The organism is Bacillus sanguinis (assembly GCF_018332475.1).
Taxonomy (GTDB): domain Bacteria; phylum Bacillota; class Bacilli; order Bacillales; family Bacillaceae_G; genus Bacillus_A; species Bacillus_A sanguinis.
This window is the reverse complement of sequence record NZ_BOQB01000035.1, coordinates 1-23,300: the sequence shown is the minus strand read 5'-3', so window position 1 is coordinate 23,300 and position 23,300 is coordinate 1. Positions and strand designations below refer to the sequence as shown.

The window sequence follows — 23,300 nt, the reverse complement described above, 5'->3', positions numbered from 1 at the left end:
AGCCGATGAACAAGCTCGTAAGCAAGAGGATGAAAAACGCCTAGCCGATGAACAAGCTCGTAAACAACAAGAGGAGCAAAAACGTCTAGCTGATGAACAAGTTCGTAAACAACAAGAAGAACAAAAACGCCTAGCTGATGAACAGACTCGTAAACAACAAGAAGAACAAAAACGCCTAGCTGATGAGCAAGCTCGTAAACAACAAGAAGAGCAAAAACGTCTGGCTGATGAACAAGCTCGCAAACAACAAGAGGAACAGAAAAAATCACAGCAAGCTCAAACACAACCTGCTGCTGGAAATACTAGTAATGCATACTACAAAAATTGTGCTGCAGTTAGAGAAGCTGGGAAAGCCCCTCTATATAAAGGACAACCAGGTTATGCCTCACATCTTGATCGTGATGGCGATGGAGTTGCATGTGAAAAATAGTAGTAAAAAAGAAGCTTCTAGTAGGCTTCTTTTTTACTATTACGTATAGTTATTACTCTTCCATTCTTGTAAGCCATATATCAATTCAAATTGACATCTTATTTTTTAAATGCTTGTAATATTAATCATTAACTGGAGCAATACTCCAATTTATTATTTCAAGATTTTTCACCTCTATTTTTCCTTTGACAAGAACATGTGGAATTAAGTGAAACATCCCGAATCTTCTACCATTTTTGTATTCATCTCTATAATATTCTCTTGTGTAGGTATTTAATTGCTTTAATTCTTTATATTCATTAAAATTGATGAATTCTATTTCACATTTTTTTAATTCGCTATTTGGTCCACCCCAATTGTGCTTTGAGTACTTGTATATTGCCATACACTGACCCTTCAGTGCGCTAATAGGAATTTTATAAAATAGCTTATTTGTATGGATGTTTACTCCTATTTCCAATAATGCTTTATAAATCTCATAAGGATGCAGTGGTAAAAAATGCACAACATCATTCCATAAACATTCTAGTTTCGGTATTTTACGTGTTAATAAGTTCTCTCTTTGAGGATGGTCTTTATATTTTTGTATGTAATCACCGTATAAACTAGGATATAATCTTTTCAACTCATTTAATGGGATTAAATATTCTCCTTTTAGTTTTTCTGGTACCATATGATAAACATATTCCATAAAAACCTCCTATAAAAGATATACTTCCAACTACCCAAAAGCGAACTTAGATTGATAGAATATAAATTTGTATACTATCTAAATCATAATAATTCCCTGTGGATAATTTCCTACTCAAAAATTCTTCGCCATCTGCTCTATAATGTCCTCTGTTAAATACCATACCTATTATTCTCAAAACTGACACATAATAAGTGATTTCAATCACCACATTGTTTTTCATTTATGACTATTCTTAATTTAGATATTACATTTAAACTTTATGGAGGCATTCATATGGAACATACATTTACTGAAACTTCTATTGTCGGTGAGATTGTTACACAATTTCCGAAAGCTAGTGATCTTTTTAAATCCTATAGAATAGATTTTTGTTGTGGCGGTAATAAGCCACTTATTGATGCAATTCATGAAAGAAATTTATCAGCTACTGAAGTAATTACAGAGTTAAATACGCTTTATCATAATACGAAACGATTAAATGAATCTGAAATTGATTGGAAAAATGCTTCTTATCGTGAATTGATTGATTATGTGATTCATAAGCATCATCGTTATTTAAATGAAGAGTTACCACAGTTAAGTCCTTATGTGACGAAAGTATTACGTGTTCATGGAGCAAATCAGCCGCATTTAGCTAAAATTCATAAGCTATTTCATGAACTTAAAATGGAATTAGAACAGCATTTAATTAAAGAAGAAACAGAAGATTTCCCATTAATTTTAGAATTTGAAAAAAATCCAACTGATGAAAACTATGCAAAGTTACGTAAAGTAGTAGATGAACTAGAAAATGAACATAACCACGCTGGCAACATTATTAAAGAGCTTCGTAAAGTTACAAATGACTTTACTCCCCCAGAAGGAGCTTGCGGCACTTATCGACTTGTTTACAATCGCCTTGAAGCGTTAGAGTCTGATTTATTTGAGCACATTCATTTAGAAAATAATATTTTATTTCCACGTGCCATTACGAGAGCGTAAATAAAGTGCAGGACATAAGTATACATACTGATGTCCTGCTTTTTCATTTCACAAAAAATATACATATCCTCCCTCACACAAATCCGAATTTTAACAATTTGTGAATCATTTCAAAAGTGTGATAAATATCACATCTCCCCCTTTTTTGATTTTCTATAATAGAAATATAATCCTTTGCTCAATACTTCACATAAAAAAGGGGAAACGAAAATGAAAAAACGTTTAGTTATGATCGGAAATGGTATGGCTGGCATACGTTGTATGGAAGAAATATTAAAACATGATTGTGATTCATATGAGATTACTATTTTTGGAGATGAACCACACCCAAACTATAATCGCATTATGCTCTCTCATGTTTTACAAGGTAAAACAAATATGCAAGATATCATTATGAATGAATACAGTTGGTATGAAGAAAAAGAAATAACTTTGTATACAAATGAAAGAGTTCAAAGTATTGACCGAGAAGAAAAAGTTATTATGACAGAAAAGAATCGTACTCTTACATATGACAAGCTTATTATTGCAACAGGTTCTAGTGCTTTTATTTTACCTGTTGAAGGTTCCACTCTTCCTGGTGTAACAGGTTTTCGAACCATTGAAGATACACAGTTTATGATAGATACTGCTAAAGAAAAGAAAAAGGCCGTTGTCATTGGTGGTGGATTACTTGGTTTAGAAGCAGCACGAGGTCTTATTGACTTAGGAATGGACGTACATGTTGTTCATTTAATGCCTAGCTTAATGGAGCAACAACTAGATACGAAAGCCGCTTCTCTACTGCGTGAAGATTTAGAAGCACAAGGCATGAAGTTTCTCATGGAAAAGAAAACTGTAAAAATTCTTGGTACAAACCATGTTGAGGGCATTCAATTTGAAGATGGTGAAGTTGTAGATTGTGATTTAATCGTAATGGCTGTCGGAATCCGACCAAATACGCAAATAGCAAGAGATGCTGGTTTAATTGTCAATCGCGGCATTGTAGTCAATGACTATATGCTAACAAATGATGAGTCCATTTATGCAGTTGGCGAATGTGCAGAACATGACGGTATCGCATATGGACTTGTTGCCCCTCTTTATGAACAAGGTGCAATATTAGCGAAACATATATCGAATTTACAAACTGATGGATATTCGGGCAGTATAGTCGGTACGCAATTAAAAGTTGCTGGTTGTGATTTATTCTCTGCAGGCCAAATTTATGAAGATGATCAAACGAAAGCAATATCCATCTTTAATGAATGCAAACGTTCCTATAAAAAAGTATTAATTCGTGGCAATAAAGTCGTCGGTATCGTTTTATATGGTGACACAGCTGATGGTACACGCCTCTTTAGCATGTTAAAGAAAGAAGAAGATATACAAGAATATACACCAGCGTCCATTCTTCACAAAGCTGGTGAAGAAAGTGAACTTGATGTTGCTACAATGAGTGCGGATGACACGATTTGTGGATGTAATGGTGTTACGAAAGGAACAATCGTTCATGCCATTTTAGAACAAGAGTTAACGACTTTTGAAGAAGTTAAAGGCTGTACGAAAGCCGCAGGGTCTTGTGGTAAATGTCGTCCGCTTGTAGAACAAGTTTTATCTCATACACTCGGAGATGCTTTTGATGCCTCAGCCCAGTCTGCTGGTATGTGCGGATGTACACCTTTATCACGTGATGAAGTCGTAGCGGCAATTCATGAAAAAAGCTTAAAATCACCAAAAGAAGTACGAAATGTTCTTGGTTTTGTACATGAAGATGGCTGTTCGAAATGTCGTCCTGCTTTGAACTACTATTTACGTATGGCGATTCCAGAAGAATATGAAGATGATAAAGCATCCCGTTTCGTTAATGAAAGAATGAATGGTAACATCCAGCACGATGGTACATTCTCTGTTATTCCACGTATGTACGGAGGCGTTACAACAGCAGATGATTTAATGAAAATTGCTGAAGTTGCGAAAAAGTATGATGTTCCACTTGTGAAAATTACCGGTGCAAGTCGAATTGGCTTATACGGTGTTAAGAAACAAGATTTACCTAACGTATGGGCTGACTTACATATGACTTCTGGATATGCGTATTCAAAATCTCTTCGTAATGTAAAATCATGTGTTGGCTCTCGTTTCTGCCGTTTCGGTACGAAAGATTCATTAGGACTTGGTATGCTCCTTGAACAATCATTAGAAATGGTAGATACACCTCATAAAATGAAGATGGGTGTAACGGGCTGTCCGCGTAACTGTGCGGAAGTACTTACGAAAGATTTTGGCGTTGTTTGTGTCGAAAATGGATACCAACTTTATATTGGTGGAAATGGTGGTACAGAAGTACGTGAAGCTGATTTTGTAATGATTGTCCCTACTGAAGATGATGTTCTTCACATCGCTACAGCTTACATGCAATATTATCGTGAAACTGGTATATACGGAGAGCGTACTGCCTACTGGACAGAACGATTAGGCTTCGATCACATAAAAGAAATACTGCAAGATGCAAATATGGTCATTAAGTTAAATGAACGTTTCCACACGGCCCGTGGCACATATAAAGAAGCTTGGGGACAAGCACTAGAAACGAAATCATTAAAAGCGATGTATGAAGTAGAAACTGTGAAATAAGGAGCTGTGATCTATATGATACAAACGAAAGATAAAATAAAAGTTATGCGTGCAGAAGATCTTCCTATTCAAATCGGAAAAGAGGTCCAAATGAAAGGTATGTCTATCGCCCTATTCCGCCTTTCAAATGGCGATATTCGAGCTGTAGAAAATCGTTGTCCTCATAAAAACGGACCATTAGCCGAAGGAATTGTATCTGGTGAATTCGTCTTTTGTCCGCTACATGATTGGAAAATTTCACTACTAACAGGTGAAGTTCAAAAACCTGATGACGGTTGTATTCAAACGTATGAAGTAGAAGTTATTGACGGAGATATTTATATATACATGTAATTTACAAAAGGAAGCCTCCCCTGGCTTCCTTTTAAATAAAAATAGACGAGGTGCGAATATGAACGGATATGTATATTTAGTTGGTGCAGGACCAGGTGATGAAGGGCTTATTACAAAAAAAGCGATAGAGTGCTTAAATCGTGCAGATATCGTCTTATATGACCGCTTATTAAACCCTTCCTTTCTTAATTATACAAAAGAAACATGTGAACTTATGTATTGCGGAAAAATGCCAAAGAATCATACTATGCGTCAAGAAATGATTAACTCACACCTCCTTCAATTTGCGAAAGAAGGAAAAATCGTAGTCCGCTTAAAAGGCGGAGATCCATCTATTTTTGGCCGTGTTGGTGAAGAAGCAGAAACTTTAGCATCAGCAAATATTCCATATGAAATTGTACCAGGTATTACATCTAGCATCGCCGCTAGTATCTATGCAGGTATTCCCCTCACCCACCGTGACTACAGTAATAGTGTCACTTTATTAACCGGACATGCAAAAGGTCCTTTAAGCGATCATGGAAAATATAATTCATCTTACAATAGCGACACGATTGCCTACTACATGGGTATAAAAAACTTACCTACAATTTGTGAAAACTTACGACAAGCAGGAAAAAAAGACGATACGCCAGTAGCAGTCATCGAATGGGGGACAACTGGAAAGCAGCGCGTTGTCACAGGTACACTTTCAAACATTGTTCTTATCGTCAAAAAAGAAAATATTTCCAACCCATCCATGACAATTGTTGGTGATGTCGTTTCCTTACGGGATCAAATCGCTTGGAAAGAACGTAAGCCATTACATGGTAAAAAGGTTTTATTTGCATCCGCAACAAATAAAACAAGTTTAATGAAGCAAAAATTACAAGAAGGCGGTGCAGAAATATATCAAATTCCTACTTTGAAAAAGGAAGAAAACACATTAACCTTTGAACAAATCAATGAAATTTTTAACGTTGATCGCCTTGTTTTTTGTTCAGCTGAAAGTGTAGAAATTTTGATACAATCATGTAATAAATACCAGAAAGATATTCGTTCCTTACAGGCAGAGCTGCAACACATGAACGTTGCTACTCAAGACAAACTTATGCAATATGGCCTACTAAGTAAAGAAGCAATATTCTCTTCCGATACTACTGTTTATTTAGGCAGAAATATTAACCGAATTGCTTTTATTCAAGAAAAAATTGGTGCTGGTTCTTATATGATGACTCATGAATATACAATTGACCATCGCTTCGATGAAATTCATTCTCGTATGCTTTCTGAATTCTCATGGGATAGCATTGTATTTGAGGGACGTGCTTCTATTGATACGTTTCTAGCAGAAATAGAACGTCTTGGCTTTATCGATATTGTTACTCTCCCATTCTCGTATACCGACGTTCCAACTTTACACTATGCAAATAAAGTCGGATTTCATAATGTAAATCATTCATTACAAGAAATTATTATGAAGAAAGACATGGTGAGACAATGAAAGGAATCGTATATGTTGGACACGGGAGCCGGCTTCAAGAAGGTAACGAACAATTCATTCACTTTATTCAATCTGTTATAAAAGAACGTAACGAAAGGATTCAAAAAATAGCCTTTCTGGAACTAACGACACCTACCATTTCAGATGCAGTTACAGAAGCAATACTAGAGGGTGCAACTGAAATAATGATTGTACCTGTTTTATTATTTGCAGCAGCTCACTATAAACGTGATATTCCTTTGGAAATAGCGAAAATGAAAAAGCAATATCCACATATCTCATTTTCAGTTGTACAACCTTTTAGTACGCATCCGCATATGGTTGAACTTGTAGTAAAAAGAATACGTGAAACTATGCCAATGCAAGGTAGTAGTGTTTTACTCGTAGGGAGAGGTAGTAGTGACCCCCAACCGATACATGAGTTACAACAAATCGGCGCAGCTGTCGAACAAAAACTCGGTATGCGAGTATGTTGTTCCTTTTTAACGAAAGGAACGCCCTCTTTTACTGCTGAGCTCAAGACTATAACATCGACTGCGTCTCATGTATACGTCATGCCCTACCTTCTATTTACCGGATTATTGCTTCAAAAAATTAAGTTGCATACGAAAAAATATGGTCATGTTACGACTTGTAACTGCCTTCAATTTGATACATACATGAAGTTAACATTGTTAGAACGAATGGAGGAATGCATATATGTATAACATGTATCCCCTTATGTTTAATCTGCAAAATAAAGTGGTCGTTATCATTGGTGGAGGTAAAATTGCATATCGAAAAGCGTCTGGTTTAAAAGATACAGGCGCTTTCGTCATCGTTATTAGCCCCGAGATTTGCAAGGAAATGAAAGAACTTCCTTATATTACTTGGAAGCAAAAAACTTTTAGTAATGATGATATTAAAGATGCTCATCTTATTTATGCAGCTACAAATCAACATGCTGTAAATATGATGGTTAAACAGGCTGCCCACAATTTCCAGTGGGTTAACGTTGTAAGTGATGGTACAGAATCATCTTTTCACACACCTGGCGTTATAAGAAATGATGAATATGTTGTCACTATTTCAACTTCTGGTAAAGATCCATCATTTACGAAGCTTTTGAAGCAAGAACTAACATCTATATTGCCTAAACTTATAAAAAAGATTTCTCGTACCCATAAATTGTAATCTATTTCTCAGTTAAAATAGTAATTACCTTTGAACAAACGTTTTTTAGGTGACGTTTGTTCTTTTTGTTGTAGTTCTGTTCTTTTATTCCACAAGCAATCTACGAAGAAAATGAATGGTGTTTGCAACTTGTAAACAAGTAAATTTCATGACAAGTGCAACATTACGAGCAACTCTTTCTATTCAGTTTTTATATTGGATATTCATTCAACCAAATTAGCGCTTGTTCATAATCATCAAAAAACTCCACGGATTCTTTTGTATTGGATTGTTGCAAATACTTCAGTATCTCTCCTTCTTCAAGAAGAAATGCAATTGCCTTACTATGATTCAAAATGGTTTCATTGAAGAACTTATCTTTCCATACTTTTTGAACAGAAAAATGATTTGGGGTATACCCTTTTCTATCCACCAACAATTTGTATTTCCGGCCCTCAGAAATAAATTGCTGACAAACCTGCTCAAAATCATTAAACCATTCATACACATCCTCTGTATTAATCTGGCCAATTAGATGGGTAACAATCAAATCTCCTGAAACTATTGTGCTGATATTCTGTTTACTCAACTTTTAATCATCTCCCTTAGTGGCAATTATGCATAAAATTCTTACTTGACACTCCTACCCCATCGCTATCACTCTAAGCTCATATAACTTTAATTATAAGCGAGATTGTGTCTTTTTTCGCACGTCTATATGTAGATGCTTTAAAGATTTCCATACGAAGTAAACCCTAATAAGTTTCCTTTTTTGAATTAAATCACTAGATTATGAAACATGGTACAATTGTAAACGACACCTAATATATGAAAGACTATTTTCTTCTCATATCTATAGGATTTCTGTCCATCATTTACCGCCTCAAATCTATTCATTTTTGCACGTATATTCAAAACAAAATATATGACAAATAAATAACAACAGTTACTGTAACAATGCTGAAAAGTGTTGAAAATAAAACGATTTGTGCATGTAATTCAGGCTCTATTTGATATTCCATAGCAATGGTCGATGTATTTCTTGAAGTAGGAAAAGAACTTGCAATAAATAATGATTGTGCAACAATACCATCGATGTTTAGTAGGTAGATCATGGCAAGTGCTAATAATGGTCCCATCAGTAACCTTCCAATTAAAGCCCATGTTATGACTCGATGGAAAAAATTAAGCTTAATGTTGGATAATTGTGCCCCTAACAATATGAGTGCTATTGCAACAAAACCATTCGCAAGCTGATTAAGGGGTAGCAAGATAGAATTAGGTAATTGAATTGTAAAAGATTGAAAGAGAACCCCTAATACGAGCGCATGAAATACAGGCAGTCTTAGAAATGATTGAATAATACCTCCGATTGTTTTTGTTGCTGATAGTAAGTTATATATCCCATATGAATAAGTTAAAAGATTCTGGAAAATTACAATAAAAATTTGAATGGAAACTCCCACTGGATTGTGACTGAAAATCAATTGACTTACTGGTAATCCATAATTACCGGAATTCATTAACGAAATGCTATTTTTTAGGGCTGCACTTTCTCCTTTTTCTAACTTTAATATTTTTGAAATAAAATGACTTACTATGATCAGACTCAGACTATAAAGCATTAAATAGTACATTATCTGGAGCAACAAACCTGTTTCTATACGAATATCATATATATTCACAAATACAGCCGCTGGCATCAAGCAATACGTAATAAGTGTAGATAGTTGCTTTAAGTCAAATTGGAACTTTCTTTGTAAGATTGCACCAATTAGCATCAATAGTAATATTGGTAATATTACGTCTAATATAATAAAAACAAACATGTAAAACCTCATTCCAAATATATTATAGTTTCATTAAACCCTTTACTAAAATGGATGCAACTTTGGACAATTCTATTGCATCAATTTGATAATCTTCTACAACAAAGTTAGGCGGAAACACTCCTTAGTTATCAATAATTAGAAAATTAAAATCGATAATACGAAAATGTACATCTAATATTCTCATATCCCTCCCTTTTCTTTAACATAACAAATATGAGCCATAAAGAAAATTATGGATTATTTATAGAAATTTATAATTTTACCTTATCGACATAAACTGTATTCTTTAGGCTAAGTGTACTTTTTCACAATATCTATTAGCCTTACTAAAGAATCTGGTCCAAAAAATATAGCGAAGCCCGTTACTAAAAGAACCGTCCCAAAATACTTTGGAACGGTTCTTTTTCCTTATTAATGATTCTTTAACATCACTAACAATTTCTCTTGGCTATACATCCATACTGTAATGATTAAACAAGCAAGAGCGACTTCTGATAAAGCCATAAATCCAATTGCATAATGACCTGTTAGTTGGAATAGTAAAGTCAAAATTAGCGGCGGGAAGAATCCTCCTAGTCCGCCTAAAGCAGAAACGAGTCCATTTACAATACCAGCTTGTTCAGAGAAGTACATTGGAACGAGTTTGAAGATTGTACCGTTACCAATACCTGCGCAAAATGCGACTAGTAAGCAACCAAATGTATACACGTTCATACTAGGCATAAATGATAAAATAATACCTGATAGTGTTAAACCGATAAATACGAAGATTAATATTTTAAATGGGTTAAATTTATCACCAAGCCAACCACCAATTGGACGCATAATTGTTGCGAGTACAATGAATCCTGCTGTCCGCATACCTGCATCTACTTTCTCTAATCCGAAGTGAGATACTAAAAAGTTTGGTAAGTATACTGTAAATGCGACAAACGATCCGAATGTTAAAAAGTAAAAGATGCATAGAAACCAAAGTTTTTCATTTTTATATACACCTTTTATTTGTTCCATTAATGGTGTATTCACCTTTTTCTCCTTACGATCGCCTAACAAAAAGTTCATAAGTGCAAACGCTGCAAGTAAAATTAAATAACACTGTACTGTCGTTCTCCAGCCAACTGAAGTTGCAATGACAGGTGCTAAGAACGAAGTAATTGCTGTTCCGGCGTTACCGACACCATAAATACCATTTACAAAACCGTGACTCTCTTTCGGAAAGTATTTCGGTAAAGAAGTTACGCCTACAGAGAATACTGCGCCACCGATTCCGACAAATAATCCACCAATAATTAAATCCATCATTGAATTGGCAACACTAATATAAAAGACAGGAAATAATAATAGAATAAAACTAATAAAAAATAATTTTCTTGCTCCGAAACGATTTGTCCAATAACCAATTGGAATGCGAAGAACAGAACCTAAAATAACTGGTACTGCTGTTACCATAGAAATTTGTCCCGCAGTTAATGGGATATCCGCTTTAATATAGGGCATTAATGATGATAAAATAACCCACACCATAAAACCGATAACTAGATTGGAAGTTTGTAAACTTAATTGAAAATTAGGACTTTTCATCCTGTTCCCTCCTATGTATGCATAGTTATATTCATTCCCTCCAGCCTAATCACGTCCTAACATGATTAGGCTGAAAAGAATCAACCACCACTTACTGGCGGAATCATTGCTACGACATCGCCAGTTTGAATGATGTCATCCTCATTTGCATACTCTTCATTGATAGCGACCATTATCTCACTTGAAATCGCTACGTTGTATTTCTTAATGAGCACTTCTTTTAGTTCAGCAACCGTAATATTTTCACAATCTATGTGTAATGTTGGCTTACTTACTTCTTCTTGTAAATGTGCAAATAATAGTACTGCAATCATATTCTCATCTCCTTTCCAGGCTCACCATTCTCATAAGCTACATTCTCTAACTGATCACCTATCCATGATTCACCATCTTCCCAGAACTCTTTCTTCCAAATGGGAACAATTTGTTTTATACGCTCCATAATATATTCATTCGCCTCATAGGCAGCTTTACGGTGTGGTGTAGAAACAGCAACGACAACAGCAAGATCAGAAATTTGTAGTGTACCAATGCGATGTGTAATGGCGACATATGTCCTAGGCCACCTCTCTCCTACTTCGATACCAATTTTCTCAAGCTGTTTTTCTGCCATTGTTTTATATGCTACATACTCTAAATAAAGCGTACGACGTCCTTTCGTAAATTCTCTAACAGTACCAATAAAAGTAGTAACTGCGCCGCACTCACGACGAATTACTTTGTTTGTAACTTCCTCAATTGAAATAGGCGTTTCAATCACTTCATAATACGTTTGTATCATCTTGCACCTCTTATCTTCATATAAGTTAGCAATCTATTTTTCTCTTATTTGTACGATCGAAGCGGTTCTTCCCACGGCCACTCACTTCCGGTGTTTGATTCTAATAACAGTACCGAAACAGTTATTCCTGGCTCAAACCCCCTTGTTCCTCCCGGCAGGACGATAAATGCGTTCGCTTCTGCAAGTGAAGAAATTGCACTAGATTTATCTAAACCAACTGGTGTAACTTGTAATTGACCATCTACAATCTCTACTCTCCCTCTTACAAACCGAGTAAACGGATTTGCTTTCGTAAATTCTTTCTGTAAAATTGCCTCTGCACGATATACGTGCGGATCCTTTCTATGCAAGTATGTTCCAATGACTGGTCGAACATATAATTCACATCCGACATAACAAGCTGAAGGATTACCAGATAGACCAAATAATAGTTTTCCTTCTAACTCAGCTACAGTTGTCACACTTCCTGGTCGCATCGCTATTTTGTTGAAAAGTACATTAGCTTGTAATCTCTCATAAATAGCAGGTAAATAGTCATAGTCTCCTACTGAAACGCCACCAGTCGTAATTAAAATATCAACTTCTTTTATCGCTTTTTTTACAGTGTTATAACACGTCTCAAAATCGTCAACGAATTGTCCATAATACCGTACAACTCCGCCCGCTCGTTCAATTTGCGCAGCTATCATATAGGAGTTACTATTTCGAATCTTCCCTGTCTTTAATTGTTCATGTACTTCAAGCAGTTCGCTTCCTGTCGTTACAATTCCAATAACCGGTTGTTTTAAAACGTGTACGGTACTATAACCAAACGTAGCAAGAAGTGCTGCAACTCCAGGATTAATAACAGCCCCTTTTTTCACAAGAATGCTATTTTGTTTTACATCTTCTCCTTTAAAAGAAATGTTATCCCCAGCAGTAAAGGAGCGTTTCAATTTTATATAAGTCTTTTCATTTTCTTCAAATCCTTCTGTTAGCTCTAACATAACAACTGCATTACACCCAGCTGGAATTGCCGCACCTGTCATAATACGGACAGCTTGAAATGGTTTCACTTCTTCTGTAAAAACAAAACCTGCTCCAATTTCGCCAATCACTTCAAACTGAATGGAATTACTACTACTTACTTCTTTTGTGTCTTCCGCTCGAATCGCAAATCCGTCGTACGGAGAGCGATCAAAATGCGGGACATCATGATCTGCAATAACATCTTCTCCAAGAGTTCTTCCGTAACTTTCTATAAGAGAAACCTCTTCTATCTCACCTTGATGAGCGTATTTCATTACTCGTGCAACTGCTTCCGCCACTGGAATTGGTATACGTTTTTCTAACATTCGTTTTCACCTCTATTCAATAAGGTGACACTCACTTTCTGTTCACCCTATATATGTTGCGTATAATCGTTTTGCTATTTTCACATCATTTGTCCCATGAATAAATGCCCTACCGTCTATAAATAAAACGAAACGATATTCATCAATTACAAATGATAGTAAGTACGGCGTTTTTTTGACATGTACACTCTTTTGTAATCGTTTTTGAATTTCGGTCAAATTAAGATTTTTCTTTATTCCTGAACGGATTTGAACTGTATTCCGTCCGCATAACACTTCCGTTTTCATCTGCGATTCAAATGTTAAACTTGGATACGTTCGTGATTTCCCGCAAGATGGACATGTACTTTTTTTCTGTCTATTTACTTTTAATGAGAGATATTGATTGTTCCAAATATCAAATGATAACATCGTTCCTCGTAGCGACTCATAATCATCCACCAATATTTTCATCGCCTCTGTCACTTGGTGCGCAACAACCATTTGTACAGCTGGCTGAATAATTCCGGCTATATCGCATGTTGCACCGCCCATAGGATGATCCATTAGACAGCGAAAACATGGTGTTTTCTCAGGAAGAATTGTATACGTTACACCGTAACTTCCGATGCATCCGCCGTATATCCAAGGTATATTCTCTTTTTGTGAAATGTCATTTATAAGTAGGCGTGTATCGAAATTGTCAGTCGCATCTATGATGAGATCCACATCTTTTGTTAACTCTTCTATTTGTTGCATCATGACATCTGTTACAACTGGTACAATTACCACTTCAGAATTAATCTTTCTTAAATGCTCTGCCGCTGCAATTGCTTTCGGTTTACACTGCTGCGCATCTTCTTCTGTATATAACTGTTGCCGCTGTAAATTACTCCATTCGACGTAATCACGATCGGCAATTGTCAATTTCCCAATTCCCATCCTAACGAGCGCTTCCGCATTTGCAGCTCCTAGTGCACCCGCACCGATTAGGAGCACATGCCTTTCTCTTATTTTTCTTTGTCCCATTTCACCAATTCCAGAAAACAATACTTGCCTTGCATATCGCTCTTGCATTTGGAATCCTCCTTTCACTATCCGCCAATGTATGACATTTCAACTTTTGGACGTTTATTTGTACTTGCCGCCGTTCTTTCATCTGAATATCGATCTGTTCTAAACTCCCATGTATGTTGAAGAATTTTTAATAGTGAGGCGTCCGAAATGTCTTCTCTAAGTAGCATTCGTAAATCTGTTCCTTTCGTTCCAAATAGGCACGTAAAAAACTTGCCGTCTGCCGAAATACGAGCTCTCGTACAAGAAGAACAAAATGACTCTGATACTGAAGTAATAAATCCGACTTCTGCATCGCTCCCTACATATCGATACAATTTCGCAACTTCTCCAAAGTAACGAGGTGGAACAGGCTCAATTGGATATACACGATTAATCTTCTCTATTAATTGTTCCTTCGTAATCACTTGTTCAAAATTCCATCCGTTCGTACTGCCTACATCCATAAACTCAATGAAACGGAGCTGAATTTCTTGTTCTTTAAAATAACGAGCCATATGAAGGATTTGACTGTCATTCATTCCTTTTTTTACGACCATATTTACCTTTACTTCTAATCCAGCAGCCTTTGCTGCTTCAATTCCTTTTAGTACAGGTTTTGTACTTACATTTCTCCCATTAATTTTTTGGAAAATGTAATCCTCTATCGCATCTAAACTAATATTTACACGTTTTAATCCCGCGTCTTTTAACGCCTTAGCTTGTTTTGCTAAATGAATTCCGTTTGTTGTGAGTCCAATATCTTTTAAGCCTTCTAGCTTTGTAAGTCTTGCGATTAACCACGGTAAGTCTTTACGTAATAATGGTTCACCACCAGTAAGCCTAATTTTTTCAACTCCCATACTTATAAACAATCTTGCTAATCTTTCTATTTCATCGAACGTTAATAAAAACTCTTCTTGTAAAAAAGCGTAATCAGGTCCGAACACTTCAGCAGGCATACAATATGTGCACCTAAAATTACAACGATCGATAACTGAAATACGCAAATCTTGAAGTGGCCGTTCTAAAGAATCTTTCATTTTCTCGTGCATCTATATCCCTTCTTTTCTGCTGCAATCCTTAGTAAGCTTTCAATTCTGTATTTGCCTTCATTATAAAAAAGAAGCGACATATTCAATGTGACTTTTCTCACATTACTTTCCCCATTCAAAAATTCTTCACAAATCTGTTCGCATTTTGTTCACATCTTCAGTCCCTACTCCTTACGGTCATTGAAATTTTACAACAATTTTGAAATAGCTCTTGCATTTTCATCATACTTACACTCAAAATAGGAAATGTATTGCTTATAAGAAGAAAGGTGATTGCTGTGACAAACAGTATGAAATTATCTCAAGATTTAAAGGAATTACTTGCATCTGTTGAGTATAAAATGCAGATAAAAAAAGGTAGTTTTATTTTTCAAGAAGGTATGGAGGCAACCGAACTCTATATTATCCACTCCGGAAAAGTTCAAATTAGTAAACTTAGTGCTGATGGACAAGAATTGACACTCCGTATTTGTTCGGCATACGACATTATTGGCGAATTAACATTGTTCACGGACAATGCGAAGTATTTATTAAATTCAAAATGCCTTGAAGATGTGGAAGTAGGAGTTATAAAGCGTGAAACCCTAGAAAAAGCATTACTTCAAAAGCCCGCTCTTGTATTTGAATTTATGAAATGGATTAGTGAACATTTAAGAAGAATGCAAACGAAGTTCCGAGACTTAGTATTACATGGCAAAAAAGGTGCCCTGTATTCTACTCTTATTCGAATGACAAATAGTTACGGTGTGTTAAAAGAAAACGGGATTCTTATCGATTTACCGTTAACGAATCAAGAACTTGCTAATTTCTGTGCAACTTCACGTGAAAGTGTAAATCGAATGTTAAATGAATTAAAAAAGCAAGGTACAATTTCTATTCATAAAGGAAAGATTACAATACACGATTTACAATTTTTAAAATGTGAAATTGCTTGTGAAGATTGCTCTGCTTCTGTTTGTAGTATTGATTAGCGTCTTATTTAGGTACTTATACCTATAAGGAAAGCCGAGGTCTCCAATTAGATCTCGGCTTTCCTTATAAATTACGAAACATATAAAACTAAATTATTTTTTCAATTCATTTGGAATACGTCTTCTGTAAATTACATAACTACGGCTTATATATTTAATTGGGGCACTAAATACATGTACCAGTCTAGTGAATGGCCATACTGCGAAAAGCCCCATTCCTGCAAGAATATGAATTTTAAACCACACTGGTACTTCCATCATATAATCAACTTTCGGTTGGAAAATAAAGAGGCTTCGGAACCATGGACCGATCGTTGTACGATAATCAAATCCTTTTGAGTCGATATTTAAAAACGTTGAAGAAAGTCCTGCTAGCATTACGATCAGTAATAGAATAAGCGCAATATAATCTCCCTTTGTACTCGTTGCAATGATACGTTTTACTGTTACGCGGCGGTACGTTAATATAATTAAACCGATGATAGAAGCAATACCTGCCGGAAGTCCGAAACTAATTGCTACTACATGATACATATGCTCAGAAATACCTATTGAACGGTATACAGCTTCTGGAATTAAAATCCCCATAACATGACCGCCAATTACGAACATGATCCCAAAGTGGAATAATAGACTTCCGATTCGGAGCATTTTCTTTTCTAATAGTTCACTAGATTTTGATGTCCATCCAAATTGATCATAGTTGTATCTAAAAATATGTCCACCGATAAAGATTGCAAAAATGATATAAGGAAACAACACCCATAGAAATTGATCCATCATTTCGACAACTCTCCTTTCTAATTTGTCTGTACACCCCATGTATCGATAGCGAGGAGAACAGCTCCAAGAATTGGTTCATACATACTGTCTGCTTCTTTTAACTGAACATGCAATGCTTGTATATTCTCCTTATATTTACCCATAATCGGCTCACTATCTTGTTCATCTGCATTTGCAAAAAACTCAAGTAATAGTGGTAAATAATCTGGTAGTTCTTTATCCGTTACTTCAAAGCCAGATTTTTTATAATGCTGTTTTAACTCTAGTAATTCAATACCTCTTTCTCTTTGTTCACCGGTGTTCATATACGTTAAATACATATTCGTCTTTTTGCCAAAATCAAATGTATATACGTAACTATCAATAAGTTGATCATTCTTTTTATCTAGCGCTTGTTTAATAAATGCTGTAAGTGAAGTTTTCACTTCTACCTGTTCAATCGCTTCAATCTCTTCTTGTAGTTCTGTTACAGCTTCTCTCCACCCTAGTTCAGGGTAGGAGAGAAGAAAAGAAGAACAAGAAAAAGCAGTTTGTAAACTTTGTTTCATAATTTTCTGCCCCCTTTATTTAAGAAATTGTCATACAAGAGCCTGGACCACCTGCGAATGATAAACCACAACTTCCTTGTTCGTTATATAAGTCTGCAACTTGTTCGCGGTGAGACGTCGGGATAACGAAGCGATCTTTATATTTTGCGATAGCAAGAAGACGATACATATCTTCTACATCCTGTTTCGTTAAACCAAGTTCTTTTAATACAGCTTCATTTGGTTCTTTATTAATTTGTAGTGCTCTCATATGCGTTCGCATAACAGCCATTTTTTTCAATGTAAGACGAATATGTGATTCATCTCCTGCAGTGAGTAAATTCGCTAAATATTGAATTGGAATACGCATATTATCAATAGCAGGGAAAATCTCTTCTGCTTGCCAGTTACTACCTTTTCCCTCCACCATATTCATAATTGGGCTAAGCGGCGGGATATACCAAACCATTGGCATAGTGCGATACTCTGGGTGAAGTGGTAGAGCAATTTTCCAATCGATAATCATTTTATAGATTGGTGACTGTTGTGCCGCTTTTATCCATTCTTCAGGAATGCCTTGTTTTTTCGCTTCAGCTGCTACTTCTGGATCATTTGGATCTAGGAAAACAGTAAGCTGAGATTCATATAAATCTTTTTCATCTTCAACAGCAGCTGCTTCTTTCACTTTGTCAGCGTCATATAGCATTACTCCAATATATCTGATACGTCCTACACATGTTTCCGAACAAATCGTTGGCATACCTGCTTCAATACGCGGGAAACACATTGTGCATTTTTCAGCTTTGTTCGTTTGCCAGTTAAAATACACTTTTTTATATGGACAAGAAGATACACAGAATCTCCATGCACGACATGCATTTTGGTCTACAAGAACAATCCCATCTTCTTCACGTTTATACATCGCACCAGATGGACAAGAAGATACACAAGATGGATTCATACAGTGTTCGCATATGCGTGGTAAATACATCATAAATACATTTTCAAAATCCGTTTTAATTTCTTCTTCCATTTTCTTTACGTTCGGATCTTGTAATCCTGTTATATGTCCCCCCGCTAAATCATCTTCCCAGTTCGGACCCCATTCAATTTTGTCGATAAATTCACCTGTAATTGCTGATTTCGGACGAGCAACTGGCTGATGCTTACGCTGCGGACTATTTGTTAACGTTTCATAATCATAGTTCCAAGGTTCAAAGTAATCATCAATTGTTGGTTGATCTGGATTGTGGAAAATATTCATAAGGCGCTTCATTTTTGAACCGGATTTCAGCTGAATTTCACCATTTTTCAATTCCCAGCCGCCTTTATATTTCTCCTGATCTTCCCATTGCTTCGGATAACCAATACCAGGTTTCGTTTCTACGTTATTGAAGTACATATATTCAGCACCTGGACGATTTGTCCAGGTGTTTTTGCACGTTACGCTACAAGTATGGCAGCCGATGCATTTATCTAGGTTCATTACCATTCCGACTTGTGCTTTAATCTTCAAGCCAATCTACCTCCTTCAGTTTGCGAATTACAACGTTTAAGTCACGCTGGTTCCCAGTTGGACCATAGTAGTTAAATCCATAACTTAATTGACCGTATCCACCAATCATATGTGTCGGTTTTACGTGAATTCGAGTTGGACTATTATGCGTTCCCCCGCGGTTACTTGTTAATTTCGTACCAGGTACGTTAATGTGACGATCTTGCGCATGGTGCATAAATGCCATTCCTCTCGGTATACGATGTGTTACAACAGCACGCGCTACAACAACACCGTTACGGTTAAAGCACTCGATCCAATCATTATCCGCAACGCCAGCTTCTTCAGCGTCCTCTTTATTCATCCAAACAGTTGGACCACCTCTAAACAGCGTTAACATCGGTAATGAATCGAAATACATACTATGAATCGACCACTTATTATGCGGTGTTAAATAGTTTAGTGTAATTTCTTTCCCTTCTACTTCAGGCCGTGATTTACGGAACGGTTTATGTTGCAGAATTGGTTTAAATGTTGCCATCGTTTCACCAAATTCTTTCATCATGTCATGATCTAAATAGAAAGATTGTCGACCCGTTATCGTTCTCCAAGGGATAAGACGTTCCACATTTGTTGTAAACGGTGAGTATCGGCGTCCACCTTTTTCTGAACCTGTAAAGGCTGGAGAAGTAATTACAGTTTTTGGCTGTGCTGTAATTTGTTCAAATGTGAAGCATTCTTCTTCACGTTCTTCTGCTAAATCACGTAATTTTAAATCCGTTTGTTTTTCAAGTGCTTCCCATGCTTTTACAGCCATATGACCGTTTGTTGTAGAAGAAAGTGTTAATACCGCCTCAGCAGCATTGATTGCTTCTTTAATGTCTGGGCAACCTTTCGCAATAGAATCCGTTCGAATAACTCCTAATTTGCTTTTTAATTGCTCGTACTCTTTTTCTGCTGACCAAGAAATACCTTTCGTACCAATCGGCTGTTTCCCAGCATTTGGTCCAAGTGCTGTCATTTTGTCATAAATGGTTTTATAATCTCTTTCGACCACATGAATTTGCGGCATCGTTTTACCCGGTATTGGTTCACATTCACCTTTACTCCAATCTTTAATTTTGCCAAGTGGTTGCGCTAATTCTTGCGGTGTATCGTGAAGAAGTGGTGTTGCCACAACTTCTTTCATTGGTTCAAGATCGATTTTCTTCGCTAAATCAGACACGGCTTTAGATAGAGAAGTGAAAATATCCCAGTCAGAGCGCGCTTCCCACGGTGAACCGATTGCCGGATTAAATGGATGTACAAATGGATGCATATCTGTACTGCTTAAATCATGCTTTTCATACCAAGTTGAAGCAGGTAAGACGATATCAGAATATAGCGCTGTTCCAGCCATACGGAAATCTAAATTAATGAGTAAATCAAGCTTCCCTTCTGGCGCTTCTTCATGCCACTTAATTTCTTCTGGTCGTAATGAATCGCTATCGTCATTCATTAATCCATTCGTTGTACCTAATAAATGTTTTAAGAAATATTCGTGTCCTTTACCAGAACTTGAAATTAAGTTCGCACGCCATACGAATAAGTTGCGCGGGAAGTTATTTTTGTTATCTGGATCTTCAATCGCAAATTTTAGTTCTTTTTCTTTTAGTTTTTGTGCAACGTATTTTCCGATTTCTTCTTGTGTTGTTGCACCAGCAGCAACAGCTTCTTTATATAGTTCAATTCCATTTTTCTCGAATGTCGGATACGAAGGTAACCAGCCCAGTCGTGCCGCTAATACGTTATAATCACCATGATGTTGATAACGAGAGTTGCCCTCAATTGGTGATGCTAAATGTCCAACCGGTGTATCTTCATAACGCCATTGATCTGTTACGAAATAGAAGAAAGATGTACCATTTTGTAATTTCGGTGGCCCTTGCCAATCTTTTGCCATCGCGATTGTTTGCCATCCTTCTGCTGGTCGTAATTTTTCTTGACCAACGTAATGAGCCCAACCACCGCCGTTTACACCTTGTGCTCCAACGAGAAGAACGAGGTTTAAAACGGCGCGATAAATCGTATCAGAGTTAAACCAATGGTTAATACCTGCTCCGACAATAATCATTGAGCGACCATTCGTATCAACAGCATTTTGTGCAAACTCACGAGCGATTTGAATAATAAGCTCTCGTTTCACTCCTGTCATTTTCTCTTGCCATGCAGGTGTAAACGGTATGTCATCATTGAAGTCTCTTGGCTCTTGTCCGCCAAGCCCTCGGTTCACTCCGTAATTTGCTAACGTTAAGTCGTATACAGTTGTAACGAACACTTCGCCTTCTTCTGTCACAACCTTTTTCACTGGAATTGTACGTTCTAATACTTTGTTTCCATCATCAGAGAAGTACGGAATTTGTACAGTTCCAACATGATCTTCCATTCCAAGTAAAGAAAGACGTGGATCAATCTTTTCACCTGTTTGTTCATCTTCTAAACGTAAGTTCCATTTCTTTTCGTTATCCCAACGTGACCCCATTGTGCCTTGGGGTGTTGCAAAATCATTCGTGTTTTCGTTCCATAGTACAGGTTTCCATTCTCCTAACTTCGTTTCGCGTCCAATATCAGAAGCATTTAAGAATCGATCCGCAACGAATTGGTCTCCTTTTTGTTTCAATGTAACGAAGAAAGGAAAATCAGTATATTGTTTCGCATACTTTGTGAAATATTCCACTTGATTATCTACGTAAAATTCTTGTAAGATCACATGTCCCATTGCCATCGCAAGTGCACCGTCTGTACCTTGTTTCACACTAATCCAATCATCCGCAAACTTCGTAGATTCAGCAAAGTCAGGACTGACAGAAACGACTTTCGTTCCTTTATATCGAACCTCTGCTAAAAAGTGAGCATCTGGTGTTCTCGTCATCGGTACATTTGAACCCCACGTCATAATGTAACCAGAGTTATACCAATCACTACTTTCTGGTACATCTGTTTGATCGCCCCAAATTTGCGGCGAAGCTGGTGGTAAATCTGCATACCAATCATAAAAACTAAGCATTGGCCCGCCCATAAGTTGCATAAAGCGGCTGCCTGCAGCATGACTTAACATCGACATAGCTGGAATTGGCGAGAAACCAACATTTCGGTCTGGACCGTATTTCATTACTGTATAAAGTAAAGAAGCTGAAACGAGTTGTAACACTTCATCCCAATTCGCACGAATGAATCCCCCTTTACCACGTGCCTGTTTATACTTGCGTGCTTTTTCAGGGTTTTCCACAATGCTTTTCCAAGCATCTAATGGTGACTCATTATTTTGTAATTCCTCTTGCCACATACTCCATAGAACACCACGTACATACGGATATTTCACACGAAGTGGACTATAGATGTACCAAGAAAAACTCGCTCCACGTGGACATCCTCGTGGTTCAAAATCAGGCATATCAGGACCTGTGGTCGGATAGTTAAGCTCCTGCCCTTCCCACGTTACAATTCCATCTTTCACATATATATTCCAACTGCATGAACCAGTACAGTTCACGCCGTGTGTAGAACGAATTACTTTATCATGCTGCCAACGCTTTCTGTACACATTCTCCCATTCACGATCTTCATATGTTTCTTGTGTATGATTATCGTTATAACGATCTATTGGTGAAAAATATTTTAAACGTCTCATTAGTGCTGAAGGTTTCTTCTTCATACTGTTCACTCCTTTAATACGTCTCTCTTACATACCCTTACTATAAGAGAGGTTGTAAAATTCAGATGTGACATTTCGCACAGTTCAAGAGATTGTCAAAAATTCCGGAAAAAATATAAAAAAGTAAAAATCTAATCATTGTGGAGGGCTCACATCCTTCACTGACTGTTAAATTACTTCCTTGCTTCTAGCAAAGTTTAAGATGAAGTACAGATAATAATGAGCTTGCAAAAAATTTCTTATATAATAGAGGAAGTAATTTGGGAGTAGTTAAATTTGGTATACCTAAATCGTTAGATGAGTTAATAAATAAAAATACAATACTTTAAATCCACCATATCAAGGGCAACTATCCTGAAAATAGTTGAACAAAAAACGCAAGGAAATCCATATGAATTGTCAGCAACTTGGATTGAATCAATAGAAGAATAAACCAAGAATGGCAGGATTTTAAGATAATAATACAAGGAGTATATTATGAAATTAGAACCGCTTTATGCAGAAAACATTATAGTAGCCGTCATAT

21 protein-coding genes are annotated in these 23,300 nt (G+C 36.5%); 8 read left to right on the top strand and 13 right to left on the bottom strand.

The genetic code is table 11. The annotated features are described in order from the left end of the window. On the top strand, positions 1-430 hold a 430-nt coding region (locus tag KI369_RS05380), incomplete at its 5' end, for an excalibur calcium-binding domain-containing protein (protein ID WP_212955288.1). 121 nt (positions 431-551) lie between these two features. Here KI369_RS05380 and KI369_RS05375 read toward each other — a convergent pair. Beyond that, a complete protein-coding gene (locus KI369_RS05375) occupies positions 552-1,121 on the bottom strand; it encodes a group-specific protein (RefSeq protein WP_212955287.1) in 570 nt (189 codons plus the stop codon). A 276-nt stretch (positions 1,122-1,397) separates the two neighbouring features. Between KI369_RS05375 and ric the strand changes: the two genes are divergently transcribed. From ric to KI369_RS05345, 6 genes are all read left to right on the top strand, one after another. Further along, positions 1,398-2,105 (top strand): iron-sulfur cluster repair di-iron protein, encoded by a 708-nt coding sequence (ric, locus tag KI369_RS05370; protein ID WP_000401355.1) that lies wholly within the window; start codon positions 1,398-1,400, stop codon positions 2,103-2,105. Between the two features lie 210 nt (positions 2,106-2,315). Next, the gene (gene nirB / locus KI369_RS05365) at positions 2,316-4,721 is read left to right on the top strand and encodes a nitrite reductase large subunit NirB (RefSeq protein ID WP_212955286.1); all 2,406 of its coding nucleotides are present in this window, start codon (positions 2,316-2,318) and stop codon (positions 4,719-4,721) included. A gap of 15 nt (positions 4,722-4,736) precedes the next feature. Next, positions 4,737-5,054 carry a nitrite reductase small subunit NirD gene (gene nirD / locus KI369_RS05360; protein ID WP_000616671.1) on the top strand — a complete coding sequence of 106 codons (318 nt, stop codon included), beginning with the start codon at positions 4,737-4,739 and terminating at the stop codon, positions 5,052-5,054. 58 nt (positions 5,055-5,112) lie between these two features. Then, positions 5,113-6,537 carry a uroporphyrin-III C-methyltransferase gene (locus tag KI369_RS05355; protein ID WP_212955285.1) on the top strand — a complete coding sequence of 475 codons (1,425 nt, stop codon included), beginning with the start codon at positions 5,113-5,115 and terminating at the stop codon, positions 6,535-6,537. Then, the gene (locus KI369_RS05350) at positions 6,534-7,244 is read left to right on the top strand and encodes a sirohydrochlorin chelatase (RefSeq protein ID WP_212955284.1); all 711 of its coding nucleotides are present in this window, start codon (positions 6,534-6,536) and stop codon (positions 7,242-7,244) included. The genes KI369_RS05355 and KI369_RS05350 overlap by 4 nt, the downstream gene beginning before the upstream one ends. After that, the gene (locus KI369_RS05345) at positions 7,237-7,710 is read left to right on the top strand and encodes a precorrin-2 dehydrogenase (RefSeq protein WP_212955283.1); all 474 of its coding nucleotides are present in this window, start codon (positions 7,237-7,239) and stop codon (positions 7,708-7,710) included. The genes KI369_RS05350 and KI369_RS05345 overlap by 8 nt, the downstream gene beginning before the upstream one ends. A gap of 190 nt (positions 7,711-7,900) precedes the next feature. Here KI369_RS05345 and KI369_RS05340 read toward each other — a convergent pair whose 3' ends face one another. The 8 genes from KI369_RS05340 to moaA form a co-directional block, all read right to left on the bottom strand. Then, the gene (locus KI369_RS05340) at positions 7,901-8,278 is read right to left on the bottom strand and encodes an STAS/SEC14 domain-containing protein (protein ID WP_000043362.1); all 378 of its coding nucleotides are present in this window, start codon (positions 8,276-8,278) and stop codon (positions 7,901-7,903) included. A 322-nt stretch (positions 8,279-8,600) separates the two neighbouring features. Further along, complete coding sequence (locus KI369_RS05335; RefSeq protein ID WP_212955289.1) at positions 8,601-9,518, bottom strand: AEC family transporter; 918 nt, start codon at positions 9,516-9,518, stop codon at positions 8,601-8,603. A gap of 414 nt (positions 9,519-9,932) precedes the next feature. Next, the gene (gene narK, locus KI369_RS05330) at positions 9,933-11,102 is read right to left on the bottom strand and encodes a nitrate/nitrite transporter (RefSeq protein WP_212955282.1); all 1,170 of its coding nucleotides are present in this window, start codon (positions 11,100-11,102) and stop codon (positions 9,933-9,935) included. Positions 11,103-11,182: 80 nt separating this feature from the next. After that, entirely contained in the window at positions 11,183-11,416 is a 234-nt protein-coding gene (moaD, locus tag KI369_RS05325) for a molybdopterin converting factor subunit 1 (RefSeq protein WP_212955281.1), read from the bottom strand. Then, the gene (locus KI369_RS05320) at positions 11,413-11,883 is read right to left on the bottom strand and encodes a molybdenum cofactor biosynthesis protein MoaE (protein ID WP_212955280.1); all 471 of its coding nucleotides are present in this window, start codon (positions 11,881-11,883) and stop codon (positions 11,413-11,415) included. The genes moaD and KI369_RS05320 overlap by 4 nt, the downstream gene beginning before the upstream one ends. 44 nt (positions 11,884-11,927) lie before the next feature. Beyond that, on the bottom strand, positions 11,928-13,217 hold the full coding sequence (locus tag KI369_RS05315) for a molybdopterin molybdotransferase MoeA (protein ID WP_212955279.1): 1,290 nt from the start codon (positions 13,215-13,217) through the stop codon (positions 11,928-11,930). Positions 13,218-13,259: 42 nt separating this feature from the next. Further along, complete coding sequence (locus KI369_RS05310; protein ID WP_212955278.1) at positions 13,260-14,273, bottom strand: molybdopterin-synthase adenylyltransferase MoeB; 1,014 nt, start codon at positions 14,271-14,273, stop codon at positions 13,260-13,262. Between the two features lie 17 nt (positions 14,274-14,290). Then, a complete protein-coding gene (moaA, locus tag KI369_RS05305) occupies positions 14,291-15,304 on the bottom strand; it encodes a GTP 3',8-cyclase MoaA (protein WP_212955277.1) in 1,014 nt (337 codons plus the stop codon). A 278-nt stretch (positions 15,305-15,582) separates the two neighbouring features. Between moaA and KI369_RS05300 the strand changes: the two genes are divergently transcribed. Next, entirely contained in the window at positions 15,583-16,275 is a 693-nt protein-coding gene (locus KI369_RS05300) for a Crp/Fnr family transcriptional regulator (protein WP_212955276.1), read from the top strand. Between the two features lie 93 nt (positions 16,276-16,368). Here KI369_RS05300 and narI read toward each other — a convergent pair whose 3' ends face one another. The 4 genes from narI to KI369_RS05280 are packed head-to-tail and all read right to left on the bottom strand — an operon-like array spanning position 16,369 to position 22,774. Next, on the bottom strand, positions 16,369-17,058 hold the full coding sequence (gene narI / locus KI369_RS05295) for a respiratory nitrate reductase subunit gamma (RefSeq protein ID WP_212955275.1): 690 nt from the start codon (positions 17,056-17,058) through the stop codon (positions 16,369-16,371). Between the two features lie 17 nt (positions 17,059-17,075). After that, the gene (gene narJ / locus KI369_RS05290) at positions 17,076-17,606 is read right to left on the bottom strand and encodes a nitrate reductase molybdenum cofactor assembly chaperone (RefSeq protein WP_212955274.1); all 531 of its coding nucleotides are present in this window, start codon (positions 17,604-17,606) and stop codon (positions 17,076-17,078) included. Between the two features lie 19 nt (positions 17,607-17,625). Then, positions 17,626-19,101 carry a nitrate reductase subunit beta gene (narH, locus tag KI369_RS05285; RefSeq protein WP_212955273.1) on the bottom strand — a complete coding sequence of 492 codons (1,476 nt, stop codon included), beginning with the start codon at positions 19,099-19,101 and terminating at the stop codon, positions 17,626-17,628. Beyond that, complete coding sequence (locus tag KI369_RS05280) at positions 19,091-22,774, bottom strand: nitrate reductase subunit alpha (protein WP_212955272.1); 3,684 nt, start codon at positions 22,772-22,774, stop codon at positions 19,091-19,093. Before KI369_RS05280 ends, narH begins: the two co-directional genes overlap by 11 nt. Positions 22,775-23,300 lie beyond the last annotated feature (526 nt).